Genomic DNA, 16,342 nt, shown 5'->3' on the forward strand with positions numbered 1-16,342 from the left:
GCCACCGCGTCGGCTACTGCTTCCGAGGCCATCCGGCGCATCGGCTTGCTCTACGCCGTCGAAAAACAGATGCGCGGAAGCCCGCCAGAGATCCGGCACGCAGTCAGACAAGCACGTGCCAGGCCGGTGATGGAAGAACTTCGCGCATGGCTTGATCAGATGCTTCAGACCCTCTCTGCCAAGAGCGATATGGCCGGAGCGACTCGCTACGCGCTCTCTCGTTGGGTCGCGCCTACACGCTACCTCGACGACGGCACCGTCGAGATCGACAACAACGCCGCCGAACGCGCGTTGCGCGTCGTCGCGCTCGGACGCAAGAACTACCTTTTCGCAGGCTCGAACCCAGGAGGAGAACGCGCCGCCGCGATCTACTCGCTGCTCGGAACAGCCAAGCTCAACGGGATCAACCCGGAGCACTACCTCAGATACGTCCTCACCAACATCGCTGACCATCCCGTCAACCGCATCGCAGAGCTCCTGCCCTGGAACATCCCCGTCGCTCCCCGATCAGACATAACGACCCACACCTAACAAGTGTCCGCCTAAAATAAACGGACACTTAGCCCACACAACTCAGACAAATGTCGATTCGGCCAGAGGGGAAGATCAAACGCTTACGAAGAAGGAGCTGATTCAGCATCTTCGGTCCAAGCGATTCATTCGTCGCTCGGTACATGCTCGAGCAACAGGGCACTCCCAGGGTCAGATCGTCGATGCCATTTCTATCCGCGAGCGGCCTGCGGAGATTGAAGACCGCGCCATCCCCGGTCATTGGGAGGGCGATCTGCTCGCAGGCAGCAAGAACACTCATATCGCAACCCTGGTCGAACGGTATTCGCGTTTCGTCATCCTGGTCAACGTGCCCAGCAAGGACACAGCGACCGTCGTCGATGCGCTGAGCCGGCAGGTTCGTAAACTCCCCGCGTCGCTGCGGCGGTCACTGACCTGGAATCGAGGACTAGAGCTGGCCAGTCACAAAAACTTCACCATCGCCACCAAGGTCAACGTCTACTTCTGCGATCCGCAGAGCCCATGGCAGCGCGGCTCCAACGAAAACACCAACGGTTTGCTACGACAGTACTTCCCGAAGAAAACCGACCTGTCCGGATATTCCCAGGCCGACCTCGATAAAGTGGCACGGCAACTCAATCAACGCCCAAGGAAAACGTTGGACTTTGATACCCCTGCTAGTAAACTCCATGCCAGTGTTGCGTCGACCCGTTGAGACCGCCGGCAATTGCGGAAACTTCGGCCCGTTTGGATGCTTGAACCGCGTTCTTTCCCAAAACACCGACTTTGCGGGAGTGACCTAGAAACGATCATTCAACAGGGGCGGTCACTAGGACTAGTACGATGTTCAAACAAGTCATCGCTGCGATATAAAAGACATTCCTGCGCGTGATGGTTGCCCTCGGAGGTGAACATGCGAAACTCTTCAGCTCTTCTTTTCTGCAGTTGTTTCCTGCCAATGGCGACGATGCAAACCTACGCGCAAGCATCAACACAACCATGTGGGCCTCCCATCAAGCTTTCTGCCAGTGTGATGAGGCCTTTGTTGATTCATGAGGTCACCCCAAACTATGGAACGATTGTTCGTCGAACGGGAGTCAAAGGCGCTTTACTATTTCGAGCGCTCGTTGGCTGCAACGGAAATGTGGAGAGTGTGACGATTGTTAGTGGTCCAGAGGCGCTGCGACAAGAGACAGTGGACGCGGTCAAGCAGTGGACCTATCGTCCCTACATCCTCGATGGGAGACCGGTTCCCGTCGATCTGACCATGGGCATATCTGAGAGCCTTGGTGCTGGGGTGCTTTTCGAACCCGTGTCACCTGGCCGCGTGCGCGTCTCCTCAGGCGTGATGGCTGGACGGGTCTTGTATAGAACAGAGCCCATCATCCCTACATTGCCCGTTGATGCAAAGGTCAGTGGAGCGACTGTCCTAAGCGCCGTCATTGGACCGGATGGTACAGTCCTGGAGCTAATGCCGATTTCTGGTCCTGAATTTCTTCGTATACCCGTCGCGGATACTGTCAGGCAGTGGCGTTATAAACCATTTCTTATCGACGGCACCCCGGTGGAGGTCGAAACAACGATCACGCTGAACATAGACTTTGGACATTAGAGAGAATAGCGTGAAAGAGTTCGGGCAGAGCTGATCCAACTAAGTAGTTCTCGTGGCAAGCAGCAGACTTTGATATCGCACTTCAAGGAAAACGGGGTTGTCGGCAACTTCGATCCGTTCGGACGGCCACACCGGCGTTCTTTCCCAAAACACCGACTTTGCGGGAGAGGGGAAGCTGCAATTAGTTCGCCGTAGGATACTCGATGCCGTCTATCGTAAACAGGGTTATCGAGTCCTCTTCCTTCTTCAGCTGGACGCCAAGCTGTTCCTTTATGGCATCGATAAAGTTCGGTCCAGAGTCGTCGCGTGGCGTACTGCTAAGACCTTCTCGATCTAAAGACTCAGGATCAAATTCCAAAACGAAATCCAATGTCCCTTGCAGCCCAGTCTTGTCGACGATCGGGCGCTCCGTGTCGCCAGCGCCGCTCAGCCAGTCCGCAATCGCACTCATCTTCATGTCGCGACCGCCCTCTCTAAGCCTGTACCTCGAGATTCGAAGCTCAGTGCCGTCGCCACAAGTCGCTGGCCACCTTCCAACCAGACTCGGGACGAGTGTTTCCGTTGCAAGGAAGGGCAGCGTCAAACACGCGGAGTTGGGGATATGTGATCGCAACTGAGGCCCTGTCATTCCGGATTTAGTTAGGTGCATACCAAGAACCGGCTTCATCTGCATCTCTCTGTGAGCTTTCAACTTGAACCGATCTTCGAGAAGAGATTGAACCATCGATCTCATGTCGTCTTTCGTTGGCGATTCCGACCCGGCTCTCGCGTTAATGTCGAATCTCTCTGATGTGGCCCATTTAGGAAGATGACCCATCAATCCGCTGCTGAACTCACTGACTTTTATCTTGTACGCAAAAATCAGCAGAGTAACAACGGATTGATTCGTTGCCACGAAGCTCCCCCCCGTGGGGGAATAGGTTTCGCTACGGTCGAGCGGAAAGCTGGAGTTCGCCTTACCACCTAACCGGCTCTCTCTAATGGAGGCCACCTCGAACTGTAGTTTGTGAGGCGGCAGCAACGTGTTCTGTGAATGAGCCGGGGCTAAACACAACCCCGTGCTGGCTGCCACACCAATGAACAACAGCATGATCCGTCGCATACCGTTAGCGTAGCAAACTGATCTGCCTAAACACGGGGCGGTCTCAACGGTCAAATTTTGGGGAAGCACGTATATCACTACGGGATCAGGAGTGACGTTGCGTCATTGAAGTGAGCCAGTGCCGCCAAATCAGCGAACAGGCAGCATTTGGGACGTCACTTCCAGCTTATGGAAGTCTGTATAACGGGAAGAGAAAGCATAGCTTACAGCGTCGTCCGATTCGTTTGGGACTGCCGTCGAATGAAGGACGGATGGCATCCAGAAGGTCTTTCCCATCAAGACCACCGGTGCATAGTTGATCGACAGGTGCCAAGTGCCAATCTCTGCCGCGTCAATGACGCGGTTCGGTGCCGTAAATTCCATTCGGGTGACTCGCAGAGTTTTCGGGTCGACCAAGACCTGACCAGAAGCCTCGTCGTGCAATACGCACTCTGGTCGTCGTAACGAGTCCGGTCGCGTAGTGAAACGGATGATGTAGGGGCCGCGTTCATTACTATCGCTTACCGGCTCTAGGACATAGTGCATGCAAGCATTCTGGCTGGTTGAAACGGTTTCGAGCCCCCCTGTAAGCACGCCACGGATACTGCCTGGACCACCGAAGGATCCCGCCGGGACAGGGGGGCCAGTAACAGCCTGAATTTCATGCGATTCCATGAGTGCTCCCGAGGCTGAACGTATGACCTTGAAAATTGAATCCGTGACCGTAACTTGATGCTTTCGAGAATAGTTGAGAGACGTGGCGACGGTCTCGCTACAGAAGAAACTTGGTATAGCTTGTTTGTAATCGTCCAGATTGCTTTGAAGGCGAAGTAAAAGTTCGTCAAGGGTTGGACGAGGAGCAGTCTGACCAAACCCCATGCTCAGAGACGCGGTTACGCAAGCAATCAAGATCGATAGGAAGCGATAGCCGCCAAGTCGGGTGTTTTCCAGCATTGCACTCCTCCCCCACCAGCCGATAATAAATGCCTGCCCTAAGCCACTCAGGATGCCAGTCGTGCAATTTACATCTCTGAAAGGCCGCTACTCCCTTGGCCACCGCTATGCGCGAAAAATGGCGTTTGCGGAAACTACCCCTGACAACCGGAGTTGTCGTGGGTAAGCTCTGAAACCGCCGCTTACTGGGACGGATCGCTGCTCACTCCGGCCAGTCTGTGTGTGAATTGGCCCAATCCCGCGCGTGTTCGTACCTGTCTCGGTTGCCCCATACGCGCTCCGACCACTGCGAACCCAGTTCCGTAAACAGCTTTAAGGCAGTCGTCCGATCTCGATTGAAGTATGCCAGTAGAGCCAGCTCGTTAGTGAGCCGTTGATCACGGCCATACGTAGCGACGAGGGCGGCATATCCCTCTTGTATGCGTTGCCAATCCATCTCCTTAGCTAGGGTGTTGCCACGGCCAAACCTTGCGAGAACTCCCGCCAGCCTGAAGTAAAGCGCGTCGCCAGCATCACCCCCAACGCCGTCCGCTGACTGTTTTGCGAAGGTCGCAGCTTCTCCTTGATTGCCATACCATTTTGGCTGCAGGAATGTCGAGTACTCCTCTTGCAGGTAGAAGTAGCCAGGCTCTAGAAGAAGTCCCCGCTCCATGACGGCCTTTTCCTGCGCAGGCTGCCAGCCATTTGCCAGACCCACAGCCATCATGGCACCAAACCACTGCGGACACATGGGGGTTATCAATTCCGAGCCGCGCAACACAGCCTCAGCCTCTTGAATTCGTTGCTGAAAGAGCGGCCATCTGTCTTGCGCTACTTCGTCTGCAAAACTCTTGCCGCGTGCCACCCAAGCCCATCGTGTCAGGCTGGTTGCCAGCGCCACCCGCGCCGTAATCGATTGAGGGCTAGCGGCCATCCAAGCACGCAGCAAGTTAAGGTGCGCGACGGTGTCAGGCTCGGACTTGAGCGGACTGTCCAGCGCGCCATAAAACTCGTGTAGGCGCCAGGCTCCTCCGCGTGATCGTGTTCGGTCCCGGCGAAGTGTATCGGCGAGTCGATCCAGATCCGCGAATTGATGTTCGATGAGCAGCGTCGCCACATGCTCGGCAAAGCTGCTGTCGGAATCGTTCACGTCGGCCACTGCAACCGACGTGACAGGAGTAGCTTGTCCGTCAAGAGTTCCAGCATTTAAGAACGTCGCCATCAAAACGATGGACGCAAACATATGCATAGCGGTCCTCCAGCCAAAGGCTGGTCACAGCGTACATCGGCGTCAGTTCCATGCCACGACCTAAAAGCCATACTTTTACGCTTCTTACGCTTCGCGAACCCTGAAACCGCTGTACTCGTCTGAAACCACCGTTTCAGCGTTGTACTCAGAATCAGGCGACGACTTCCAAGCCTTTTTTGTCTACGAGGGAAAGCAGCTTTAGAGACGCTCCCTGGGGGTGTTTCTCCCCACGTTCCCACTTGCTGACCAGGCTAGGGGTGACGTTCAGATAGGCGGCAAAGACAGTCTGACTGGCCTTTTCACGAGTTCGCAGAGCGCGAATCTTCTTAGGCGTCATCTCCTGGATGGGTGTAAGACACAGCGCGTCGAACTTGCGCATTGTCTTTTGATCCATCCCGCCGACGCGGTGCAGATCGGCTGCCGTCTCGTGAATGGCAGCTAAGGCGTCACTCCGATGTTTACTTGGCATTGTCTTCTCCAGGCTCTTCCACGTTGAAGAGCGCTCCATCGTTCACTCGTTGTTCGATCTCAACATCCGTATAGCCAAGGATCACTTCCGCAAGCTCTCGAAATGCTTCCAGTTCCCGGCGGTCGATATTGGCTGCATCCTTCTTTTCGAACCCGTAGACGTACACAGCGCGGTTGTCCTTTTTGAAGAGGATGATCGACCGCGAACCTCCGGACTTCCCTTCCCCTGCCCGAGCGATTCGCTGCTTGATCACCCCTCCACCGAGATCGGCGTCGATCAGGCCATCATTCGCCCGCTGTGCTGCCTGCCAAAGATCGGCATCGGTAATGCGAGCTTTTCTGGCGAAGCGGACGAACGCCTTGCCTTTGTAGACCGACAGCGTTCTGGAGGGTGCCGGTCTCATTACCTAAAGTCTAGCACTTAGTGCCATAGACGTCGGATGTCATCCCCTCAGGCTGCGACAGGATCGGTTTGTTACTCTTGAAACGGGCGTTTAGTCCGCTTCCCTTTCTTGCTTGCGGTCGCTGAAACATCCATTCAAGTACCTGCTGATTCAGTGGGGACTTGAAGGCTGCCCGAGGGATGTGGCCTCTGGATCTGCCCAATAGCTGCTTCTGGCTGTGACCCTGAGTGTTGAATAGTCTCGCAAACGCAGGCTAAGAACGTGCGGCCCCAGGTGCGGAGCTTGAGGCTGAAGACTTAGGACGTAGCGATTGGGGAGGTGGTTGGAGATACTTTCAAGCTGCGTGCAAGGCTTTTGGAGTCAGTGAGTTTGAAGTACTCACCACCAGTAAGATTGGCGACGGTCTCGGGGATGTTGCGGCGCAACCCATCAGTGGCTGCGATGGCAGCCATCTTGGCTATTGCTAGTGGCGGTGCGAGCAGGGCGAGGCAATCGTATCGCTGCCCCTTCGTAATGTTTCCGGAATCAGGGCTGGTCTCCTTTCCCATGCATCCGTTTGAAGGGTTCGAGTTCGGGTTCTCGAGCGCGAGCCAACTGCCGTTTGATTGAATACGCTGAGTAGGAAGCTCCCTTGAGCCGTAGTGCGCGGCCTCGGATCTGCCGGTGGAGAAGCCGACGCTATAGATGGCGGTGTTGGTGTCGCTGATGGTGCGCAACGCATCTTCGAGTTTGAGATGGCTGCCCCGATCTACAGACTCCGAAATCAGCAGAATCGCGCGGCGATATTCAGATGGCTGTTTGCGGAGAAGGTCGACCGAAAATCCAAGGCCATCGAGAATTGCAGCTCCGTCATCTCCTGAGCTGAGATCGTGAATGGCGGCTGCCGTCGCCTCAGTGCTTGGAGTGAAGTCCTGCGTCAGCGCGGGCTTACTGTCGAATGCGACCACAGCAATTTTGTGGGGAATATTGCCGACGACGGATTCAATCATTGGAGCCAAGGCGCCGAGTTTATCCAACTCGCGGGCACCCGCGCCCCCTGTTTCAACGGCGAGGACCACGGCCAGGGGCTCGCCACCGGCGTCCTGTTCAAGCGTGAGCTTCTGTGGCACTCCATCGTCGGTAAGCACGAAGTCTTCGAAAGTGAGGGTGAAGACCAGGTTTCCAGACTTCGTGCGGACAAGGGCGGGCACAAGGACCAGGGTAGAGTGCGCAGTGAGAGAGGGAGTTTGCGAGCCTTGTGGAGTAGAGAGTTGCGCGAGTACGAACGACTCCTGAGCTGCCAAGGTCATGCAGCCGATCGCGATCGCAGCTCGGAGATTCATGGGCGAACCTTCTTCAAGGGGACCCTTCCAATGAACTCTTTCGTATCGTAATTGGGACTAGGCTATAGACGGTTAAGACCTCATCACGATAGCCGCACTATCACGCATGATAATGCGCATTATCATGCGCGAAAGGTCGTGCCTGTCCTGCGGTTCTCATCACAACTAAAGTTTCGCGGTTCTAATCAACCACACCCCACTCCTCCTTGCTGCTATGTGGCTGAGAAATTGTTGCCTGCGCGTAAACAAGCACTATTATCAGAAAAGTGGTCCGGAAATCACACTCCGTCCGCATACCCGACAAAGGATACAGTCAGAATGAACTTTGATCGCCGCAAGCTGATCGCCCTCGCCTCCTTCGCCGGCTTCGAAACCCTTTTTAGCCCCAGCCTTCTCGCCGAGCAGCCCCCCCATAATCTATATCGCGTCAGCGACCCTACAATCCTTTTCGCCGCCACCCGCGCCCTCATCCTTCAGGACACCATCACTACCTTTATCACTCTCGACGCCAACGGACACCCCCGGGCCCGCTCCGTCCTCGCCTCCGCCCCCGATGAAGACCTCTCTATTTGGATCGGCACCCGCAAAGGCAGCCGCAAACTTGAGCAGCTCGCTGCCAACCCGGCCGCCACCCTCCACTTCAACGACGATGCCAATGGAGCTTACGTGAGCCTCATGGGGGAGGCTCATGCTCATACCGACGCAGCCCTGATCGCCGTAAAGAACCCCTACAAAGGCGACATGATAAAAAGCTATTTCCCCCAATACCCCGCCGACTTTGTGCTCATAGGCTTCAAACCGCATTGGCTGGAAGTAATGACAGCAGACCTTAGGGGCAAACCCGAAACTTGGCAACCCGAAGGCGTGACGACTTAAAAGCACTATGAAGTGATCTAGCCCCCGCTAAACGTATCCCATAGCTGAGAATCAGCGAAGGGGCAACCGATGATGAAGGCGATGCGGGCGCGGTATACGCTCGACAATTTCAATCAGGTAAGTGCCGAAGACACTTGACCAAAGACCTTCACTTTCCCGCATCGTTTCAACTCACTTCCGATAGGGAGAAATAATTGTCGCCAGCAAGGAACTTTAAGTGTCGCTGATCATAGCGCGATCCGTTCCGCCAGCTTCACGAAAGTCGTTTGACCGAGGTGCCTGTTTCGCTATAGTACGCATGAGGATCAAATCCATTGAGGCTGCCGGTCCCGAATGCGCCGAGATTTTTTCTCATCTTCTTGCTCTCTCTTGTCGTCCGCATTCCTACCGTTGCACAGTCCTCTCTCCATGCCCCTAACGACGTCACCCACATCACCGTCGGCCAATCGGTCTCTCTGCTTGGAGGCGCATGGAAATTCACAATCGGAGATTCGCCGCTTGATCCTGTCACTAAAAAGCCACTATGGGCCAACTCTTTGTTCGACGACTCGGAATGGGAGACGATCAGTCTCACCCCAGCTCGGCCCACGCTCGATCCCTTTTTTGGTTACCCAGACTATGTCCCCGGCTGGACAGTCAATGGCCATCCCGGCTACTCCGGTTATGCCTGGTATCGAATTCGCGTAAAAATTGACGCACCGACAGGAACACGCCTCGCCCTTACTGGCCCCGACACAGTAGATGATGGCTTCCAGGTCTTTGACAATGGCACTCTAATCGGCAGCTTCGGCGACTTTTCCTCCAGCCATCCAACTGTCTACTCTTATCAGCCGACTATTTTTCAGCTCCCGTCGGCTGCTCCCAATGGGTTGGCCGACGGTACGCGTACGTTCGCGTTTCGCGTCTGGATGGCACCTTTCACGCCCCTTATGGTTCCAAATGCAGGCGGCTTTCACGGCCCATTGCGCCTCGGTGAGGCGGATGCTGTCGCCAAGCTTCATCAGCTTCACCGACTCAACCTGATTCGACTGTTTGCCGAAGAGCCGGCCGAAGCACTCCTGTGTTTTCTGTTCGTTCTTCTGGCCATCGGCTTTTCAGTCTTTGACCGCTCCGACAAGGTCTACTCCTGGATCGCGGTCGGCTACCTTCTGCTGGGTGCCCTGAGAGTAGTGGAGATAATCTATTCCGTAAACCAGATTGTAGGTTCCTCGACGGCAAATATCCTCATGGACGCCGTTCTCACTCCAGTGATTCTTGGGGTGTGGGTTATGATGTGGCTTGTCTGGTTCCGGCTGGAGCGTCCCGTCTGGCTGCCCGGCGCGATTGGAGCCTTGACGCTGCTCTTCATGGTTGGGGACCTGATTGGCGAAGAACTCATCTTCGGTCTCTCCTCGCATCGGGTCGCCGCAGCCTTCCTACTGCTCACAGTTGTAGTGAGGCTGGGTTTCCTTGCTCTGCTGTTTCTGGTAGTGATTCTTGGAGTTCGCAAACAGGGCCGGGAGGGTTGGATCGCCCTGCCCGCGGTACTGCTACTCGGGCTTGTCCGCTTCCAGCGCGAGCTAGTTCTCCTAACTCGGTTTGACGGCTGGGAGATCTTTGGAGTAGGAGTGACCCCTGCCGTCGTCGCTGATCTTCTCCTGGCGCTCGCACTCTTCCTGCTTCTCTTACGCCGCCTTTTCTTCTCGCTCCGTCTGCAGCGAGAGCAGGCTCGGGACATTCAGCAGGCCGCAGAGGTTCAGCAGGTCATCCTTCCCGAATCCCGCACCATGTATCCCGGCCTTCTCATCGAGACCGAGTACCGCGCTGCCCGGCTGGTTGGCGGCGACTTCTTCCAAATCATCCCGCACGCCTCTAATGGCAGCATCCTCATCGTCGCTGGAGATGTGACCGGCAAGGGCCTCCAGGCCGGGATGACCGTCGCTCTGCTCGTCGGGGCGATCCGAAGCACAGCCGAACTTAACGCCGACCCGCTGTTCCTCCTTGAAGCCCTGAATCGCCGCCTTGTCGGTCGAAACTCCTCCCAGGCCACTTGCCTTGCCCTTTCTATTGCCGCTGACGGGAATGTTACTCTCGCCAATGCGGGTCACCTTCCGCCCTACCTCAACGGTTTGTCTCTTGAAATGGAAGGAGCGCTTCCGCTCGGCATGATCGAAGCATCGGAGTTTTCCGTCACGCGTTTCCACATCGCTCCAAGCGATAGGCTCGTCATCATCTCCGATGGAATCATCGAGGCAACAGACAAGAATGGCCAGCTCTTCGGCTTCGATCGTGTATCTCAACTCCTCCGCGCGAACGTTGCGGTCAAGGTCCTCGCCGATGCCGCCGAACATTTCGGCCAAGAAGACGACATCAGCCTCGTAGCCGTCACTCGCCTTGCTTGAACTTCAGCGCGGGTTAAGACTCCGGCTGGCTATTCCTCGGCGGGGTGGTCTCCACCAGGGTCGGCCCCCGCCTCACCAGTTGTGCCACAGTGTGCAACGAATACAGTAGCTTGAGAAACAAAAATACAGCCAACGGCGGGTGTACCCTTTGCACTCTGTCTCAACTAAAGGGTTCACCCCAAGGGGGCCGTGCCGGCAACAGATACAATCATTCTCCAACCCCGATGCCTCACAGATGGCTTTACGGGCCCTTAAAGGACATTCAGGCGAGCTTCCTCCAGCCGCTAAATTGCGGGCCTTGGAGGTTCCCATCCTCAAAAACGCTGGTTTGTGGGAAGGTTTGGAATCGAGAAATCCCCGGGCAAAGAATCTCACGTCCTGCGTTCTCGCAATCAGTTCTCGGTTGCTGTTTGCCCGCATTCAGCAAGATGATGAGTTCTGAGAGGGAGCACGTCGGTGAACGGCTCAGCGGAGGGGCCGAATCGCTAACGTGCTCTATCGTGTGCGCCGTGCCAAGGCACGGTTTTCCAGCGGGTGCGAATCCCGCCCGGCAGCTTTCGCTCCAGCCGGTAGCAATCGGGGCAGCCGTGGAGGCAACGAAGCGGCTGAAGCCTCCGGTGGAGAGGGTCATTATGTGACTTGGCGAGTATGCAGGCCGTAACGCGAGTAAACGCTGAGCAGGCCTCGAAAAACGCAATGCGGAAGCCGACCCGCCATAATAACGGGGAAGGCTGCCATCACGGGGGGAGTGAGCGAGGAAAGCACCCTGTGGTTCCGCCGGGGTAGTGGCGACAGCATGCATACAAGAGGAAGACCGATGCAACACGGGAAGCCCCACGCGTGATCGAGCGCATCGGTCAACCGGCAGCCGGTGACGGACCGGCCGGGCGCGATGGGGTGGCGGAGAGGCTCGTAGTACCGAGGATGCCGGGTAATGCCGGTGGAGGGAAGGAGCCTCAGTTCAGAACCAACGCGGAAAGCGGAAAGGGACAGGAGATTGGGCGACCTATCAACTCCGGAAAGCGTTCAGAGACTGCGGACGGCGTTCCATGCAAAAGCGAAGGATGAACCCGACTTCCGCTTCTACGCTTTATACGACAAGATCTACCGACCGGACGTGCTGGAGCACGCCTACGCTCGCTGCCGCGCCAACATGGGCGCAGCCGGAGTAGACGGCATCACGTTCGAAGCGGTGAGGCGTATGGGCGAGAACGCTGGATCGGGGAACTTGCGCAACAACTCAGAGAGGAGAGCTATGGCCCGGACGCAGTACGACGGGTCTATATTCCAAAGCCGAACGGCAAACAGAGGCCTCTCGGCATTCCGCGGCTGGCGGACAGGGTATGCCAGATGGCAGCCATGTTGGTCCTCGAACCTATCTTCGAGGCCGACATGCCATCTGAGCAATACGCCTACCGGCAAGACCGGAGTGCACAGGACGCCGTGCGTAGAGTGCACCGGCTTTTGACCGGCGGCCACAGGAGTGTTGTGGACGCCGATCTGGCCGGGTACTTCGACACGATCCCGCACGCCGAGCTAATGAAATCGGTGGCGCGTCGCATCGCGGACAGGCGTGTTCTGCGCTTGCTCAGCATGTGGCTCGACGCTCCGGTGGAAGAGCGAGACGAAAGGGGCCGCAAGAGGCGCACGACGATCAACCGAGATACCAGGCAAGGTATTCCGCAGGGTTCGCCTATCTCACCGCTGCTGTCCAATCTGTACATGCGGCGGTTCATTCTGGGATCGAAGCGGACCGGCGCGGAGCATCGGCTTGGCGCACAGATCGTCAATTACGCGGACGATCTGGTTATCTGCTGCAAGGAGGACAATGCCGTCAAGGCGCTGGAAACCATGCGGCGGCTGATGGGCCAACTGAAGCTGACGGTGAACGAAGAAAAGACGCGAACGTGCCGCGTTCCGGAAGAGCAGTTCGACTTCCTGGGGTACACCTTTGGTCAGCGCCACGCGGCGAAAACCAGGCGGCCTTATATCGCCACCTGGCCGTCGCGCAAGAGCACCCGGCGCATGACTGAGGCTGTGCGTATCCAGACAGATCGGAACATGGAATGGATGGATGCCGGCGATATGGTGCGATGTCTGAATCAAAAGCTGGGTGGGTGGACCAACTACTTCAAGCTTGGTCCTATCACGAAAGCCTATCGATTCCTCGACAGATACACCACGACCCGGCTGCGCCGGTGGCTCGGCAAGAAGCATAAGCAGAGCAGCGGGAGACCGAAGCGCTATCCCGACGAGTTCTTGTATCAACAGATGGGACTCATCTGCCTGCCGAAGCTTCCGCAGAGCCTTCCGTGGGCTAAGGCATGATGTTCGGTCCGAGAGCCGGATGCGCGAGATCCGCATGTCCGGTTCGATGAGCGGGATGTGAAGACGGGGCACGGAATGGATAATGAGGCACCGGCAAACGAAAGGGCCGGAAACAGATAGGCCATTCCTAAACCACCGCGTCACATCCCGACTCTACCCGTTTCGGACGGGATACCAAGCAAGCATCGTCTTCAATCTACTCCGATCTCTGACACGTTGAGGTCTCCAGGCACCGCTCGTCCACGTTACTGGCTCAGGCTGAACAGCCTCCGCTGCACTTAGTTTGGAAGCGCGACAGTATTCTGCCCGGAAGCAAACTTCCAAGTACCATCGATTTGCTTGATTGCCAGATATTTGAAGTGGGTGACAAGCGTGCCTGGAGATGACTCGACGATCCCGGGCGGTAGACCCACGAAATGGGTGACTGTCTGGTCAGTGTCGACTAGGACGGCGGAATCTGATATCTGGTTGAATTTGCGTACGACGATGGTGATGTCGCTGCCCTTAAATGGCCCGGCAAATATCTTGGCGTGCTGCTGCTGAACCGCTGGTTTTCCCGCAAACACTTGACCTCGAATATTGATGAAGTCTGCGTCATCGGTGTATTCAGCGGCGTATGAAATGCTGTCGCCAGCGTTCCAGGCTGACTGTTCCGTGGCGAGTACTTTCTCGATGGCAACCCGAGGGGTGTCTTCAGCTGCTTTTACCCCGCTGCAACCAGTGGTTCCGAGTGTAAGCGTCATGATGAGTGCACCTATCCAATTTCGAATTCGCAATTTGGCATCCCTGAGCCGATGGGTCGACTTGGATTCATAATGACAAGAACCTTTCTTCAACTCCTGAACATGGTCTGGAGTTTTTCTGAATAGCGGAGAACGAGCGGTGAGCGATGGTATATGGAAGATGGACGGCATCGAACTCGACAGACGAAGCTTTTCACTACGCCGTGATGGAACAATCGTGCGCTTGGACCCAAAGCCTCTAGAGCTACTGTTCTTGCTGGTTGAAAGCCGGGGCGGCGTGGTGTCTCATGACGAGGCCCTACGCCGGGTATGGGGCGAAGACGTGTTTTTGAATGGAGAAGCGGCGCTTTACACGGCGGTAAAGAAGATTCGACAGGCGCTAGGCGACCCGGCTCTGATCGAGACCGTCACCGGCAGAGGTTACCGACTTCGGATGCCGGCTGGCACCAAATCAGAGAGCGCTCGTCCCAACACCACGCTGCCTGTGCCGGAAGGGCAGAGACTCGCCATTCTTCCGTTGCTGAATCTCTCCAACGATCCGGAACAGGATTATTTCTCTGATGGATTGACTGAGGAGCTGATCAGCGCCGTCTCACGTCTGCTACGTGGACAGATAGGGGTGATCGCCCGGACGTCCGTTATGCGGTATCGCAATGTGAGCAAGCCGGTCGAAGAGATCGCTCGGGAACTCAAGGTTAATTACCTCGTGGAGGGAAGCGTAAAGCGTGACTCTGGAAGAGTTCGCGTCACAGTGCAGTTATTGCGCTCGATAGACGGAATAGCGCTGTGGAGTGAGAGCTTTGAGCGCGTGCTTGATGACGCGCTCGCAATGCAATCAGAGATCGCGCTCGCAACGGCTACCGCAATTAGCATCCAAGTCGCGCCACATGCCGCAGCGAGCATTCACAGAGGTAGAGCCGTCCCTATCAATGTGGAGGTGCACGACCGCTATCTCCGCGCACGACATCTCTTGAGTCAGCGCACCAAGCCTGCTATCGAGACGGCCATACGCTATCTGCGGGAGGCTCTTGCTATCGATCCCGTATTCGCACCGGCTATGGCAAGTCTCGCATTCTGTTATGCAGTGCTGCCGATCACCAGCCTCTTGCGTCCGCATGACTGCTTCCCGGCGGCACAGGGTTTGGCGAGCGACGCACTGTCGCTGGATGCATCGCAAACGGATGCGCATATCGCGTTAGGGCTGGTTGACTTCTGGTATCGGCGTGACTGGAATGCTGCCCGGCACCACTTCCAGCACGCTTCCACACTGAACCCAGGAGACAGCGCTCCCCCAATGTTCTTGGCTCATCTTCATTCGATTTTGGGCGAGCACGAGCAGGCGCTGACAACTCTCGGCACAGCGCTTATCCTAGACCCAATTTCCCCTATTGTGAGAACTCATCATGGCCATTTTCTCTACAACGCAGGTCGGTCGCTGGAGGCGCTTCGTCCGCTCGAACAGGTGCTGGAGATGGCACCTCAGTTCTGGGTCGCCCATCTCATGCGCGGGAAGGCACTCGCTACGCCTGATCATGTTCCGGGGCAAAGTCACGGTCTGTCAGCTACGTCCGGTGAGGCGATCAGCTCATTCCAGGTTTCAGAGCGTTTTGCCATGGGCAATAGCGAACCGTTGGCTTTTCGCATCCATACCCTCGCTGCAATGGGCCGAAACGGTGAGGCCGGCGAAGCTTTCCGGACGATGCTGGAGATGCACTCAAGAACTCCGTCCCCACCCCTGCATCGCGGGCTCGCCGCAATGGCTGTCGGTGCTCATTCCACCGCCCTCGAGCTGGTCGAGGAAGCATTCGCGGAGAACGATGTGCGCCTAGTCTTCTTGTTAGTTGAGTCGCGCTGGAACGGTTTGGGAGAAAGCCAGTATGCGGACGCCTTGGAAAGAGCCAATCTGGTAATCCCTCCCTCGCAGGTTCCTAATCGGGGCCATGTGAACAGCGGATGATCGGGTACGCTAATTCTGCATCACCGATTCAAGCAATATTCGGCGCCGTGACTCCATCGATCTCGGCCTCGATTTGCGTTTGTGATCTTCGTCCTAATTAGAGAACTGCGCTTTTTGGTCAGTAAACCAAAGGGCGAACAGTTTAGGTAGCTGAAAGGATGGCTTCCGGAAGTACAGATCGGCGCCGTTTCGAGCAGGTGGCCTAGCTTTTGGAAAAAGTATTTACGATGGCAGTGATGGGTTCGGGTCTCGTAATCATGTCGGAATGACCCTATCCCGGGGTGATCGTCACAGGAATATCGCCGCGCACTCCACCGAAGACCTCGGCGAACTTCTCCGGGACAGACAATTCGTCCTGGCCACCACCGAAGACCTGTGCTGGCTTCTTGATAGCCCCTATATCTGCCTTGTAGTTGCTTCGGGGCTTGCGGTAGAGCTTGAGGGGGCTCTGGTGCAAATTTCTCGACGGCCGCGGTTC

At 56.4% G+C, this 16,342-nt stretch carries 14 protein-coding genes and 1 pseudogene; 7 read left to right on the forward strand and 8 right to left on the reverse strand.

Annotation, left to right across the window (positions count from 1 at the left end):
• The 3 genes and pseudogenes from HDF16_RS27440 to HDF16_RS27450 form a co-directional block, all read left to right on the forward strand.
• The coding region (locus HDF16_RS27440; protein ID WP_184223704.1) for an IS66 family transposase at positions 1-531 on the forward strand (531 nt) is incomplete at its 5' end.
• Positions 532-556: 25 nt separating this feature from the next.
• Positions 557-1,225 (forward strand): annotated as a pseudogene (locus HDF16_RS27445) (IS30 family transposase); the annotation flags it as partial.
• Positions 1,226-1,543: 318 nt separating this feature from the next.
• Positions 1,544-2,122, forward strand: coding sequence for an energy transducer TonB (locus HDF16_RS27450; protein ID WP_246410336.1), 579 nt, complete (start codon positions 1,544-1,546; stop codon positions 2,120-2,122).
• A gap of 181 nt (positions 2,123-2,303) precedes the next feature.
• Here the strand turns inward: HDF16_RS27450 and HDF16_RS27455 are convergent, their stop codons facing one another.
• The 6 genes from HDF16_RS27455 to HDF16_RS27480 form a co-directional block, all read right to left on the reverse strand.
• Entirely contained in the window at positions 2,304-3,212 is a 909-nt protein-coding gene (locus HDF16_RS27455) for a TIGR03435 family protein (protein WP_221313298.1), read from the reverse strand.
• A gap of 141 nt (positions 3,213-3,353) precedes the next feature.
• Positions 3,354-4,157: a hypothetical protein gene (locus HDF16_RS27460; protein ID WP_184223710.1), complete on the reverse strand. Its 804-nt coding sequence runs from the start codon at positions 4,155-4,157 to the stop codon at positions 3,354-3,356.
• A 202-nt stretch (positions 4,158-4,359) separates the two neighbouring features.
• The gene (locus HDF16_RS27465) at positions 4,360-5,385 is read right to left on the reverse strand and encodes a DUF4034 domain-containing protein (protein ID WP_184223712.1); all 1,026 of its coding nucleotides are present in this window, start codon (positions 5,383-5,385) and stop codon (positions 4,360-4,362) included.
• A 151-nt stretch (positions 5,386-5,536) separates the two neighbouring features.
• Positions 5,537-5,854 (reverse strand): helix-turn-helix domain-containing protein, encoded by a 318-nt coding sequence (locus HDF16_RS27470; protein WP_131995785.1) that lies wholly within the window; start codon positions 5,852-5,854, stop codon positions 5,537-5,539.
• On the reverse strand, positions 5,844-6,257 hold the full coding sequence (locus HDF16_RS27475; RefSeq protein ID WP_246410337.1) for a type II toxin-antitoxin system RelE/ParE family toxin: 414 nt from the start codon (positions 6,255-6,257) through the stop codon (positions 5,844-5,846). The genes HDF16_RS27470 and HDF16_RS27475 overlap by 11 nt, the downstream gene beginning before the upstream one ends.
• A 296-nt stretch (positions 6,258-6,553) precedes the next feature.
• Positions 6,554-7,579 (reverse strand): VWA domain-containing protein, encoded by a 1,026-nt coding sequence (locus tag HDF16_RS27480; RefSeq protein ID WP_246410338.1) that lies wholly within the window; start codon positions 7,577-7,579, stop codon positions 6,554-6,556.
• A 318-nt stretch (positions 7,580-7,897) separates the two neighbouring features.
• On the opposite strand from HDF16_RS27480, the gene HDF16_RS27485 reads away from it, so the two are divergent.
• The 3 genes from HDF16_RS27485 to ltrA all read left to right on the forward strand — a co-directional run bounded on the left by HDF16_RS27485 (position 7,898) and on the right by ltrA (position 13,164).
• A complete protein-coding gene (locus tag HDF16_RS27485) occupies positions 7,898-8,455 on the forward strand; it encodes a pyridoxamine 5'-phosphate oxidase family protein (protein WP_184223714.1) in 558 nt (185 codons plus the stop codon).
• 314 nt (positions 8,456-8,769) lie between these two features.
• Positions 8,770-10,836, forward strand: a complete 2,067-nt coding sequence (locus HDF16_RS27490) for a PP2C family protein-serine/threonine phosphatase (protein ID WP_221313299.1) — start codon at positions 8,770-8,772, stop codon at positions 10,834-10,836.
• A gap of 1,218 nt (positions 10,837-12,054) precedes the next feature.
• On the forward strand, positions 12,055-13,164 hold the full coding sequence (ltrA, locus tag HDF16_RS27495; RefSeq protein WP_348641453.1) for a group II intron reverse transcriptase/maturase: 1,110 nt from the start codon (positions 12,055-12,057) through the stop codon (positions 13,162-13,164).
• A gap of 278 nt (positions 13,165-13,442) precedes the next feature.
• Here the strand turns inward: ltrA and HDF16_RS27500 are convergent, their stop codons facing one another.
• Entirely contained in the window at positions 13,443-14,078 is a 636-nt protein-coding gene (locus tag HDF16_RS27500; protein ID WP_221313301.1) for an SgcJ/EcaC family oxidoreductase, read from the reverse strand.
• Here HDF16_RS27500 and HDF16_RS27505 point away from each other — a divergent pair.
• Positions 14,068-15,864, forward strand: a complete 1,797-nt coding sequence (locus tag HDF16_RS27505) for a winged helix-turn-helix domain-containing protein (RefSeq protein WP_281383584.1) — start codon at positions 14,068-14,070, stop codon at positions 15,862-15,864. The two genes, HDF16_RS27500 and HDF16_RS27505, sit on opposite strands and share 11 nt — an antisense overlap.
• A gap of 271 nt (positions 15,865-16,135) precedes the next feature.
• Here HDF16_RS27505 and HDF16_RS27510 read toward each other — a convergent pair whose 3' ends face one another.
• Positions 16,136-16,321, reverse strand: a complete 186-nt coding sequence (locus HDF16_RS27510) for a hypothetical protein (RefSeq protein ID WP_184223722.1) — start codon at positions 16,319-16,321, stop codon at positions 16,136-16,138.
• Between the last annotated feature and the right edge of the window lie 21 nt (positions 16,322-16,342).

Origin of the sequence: Granulicella aggregans, from assembly GCF_014203275.1 — a bacterium.
GTDB lineage: Bacteria > Acidobacteriota > Terriglobia > Terriglobales > Acidobacteriaceae > Edaphobacter.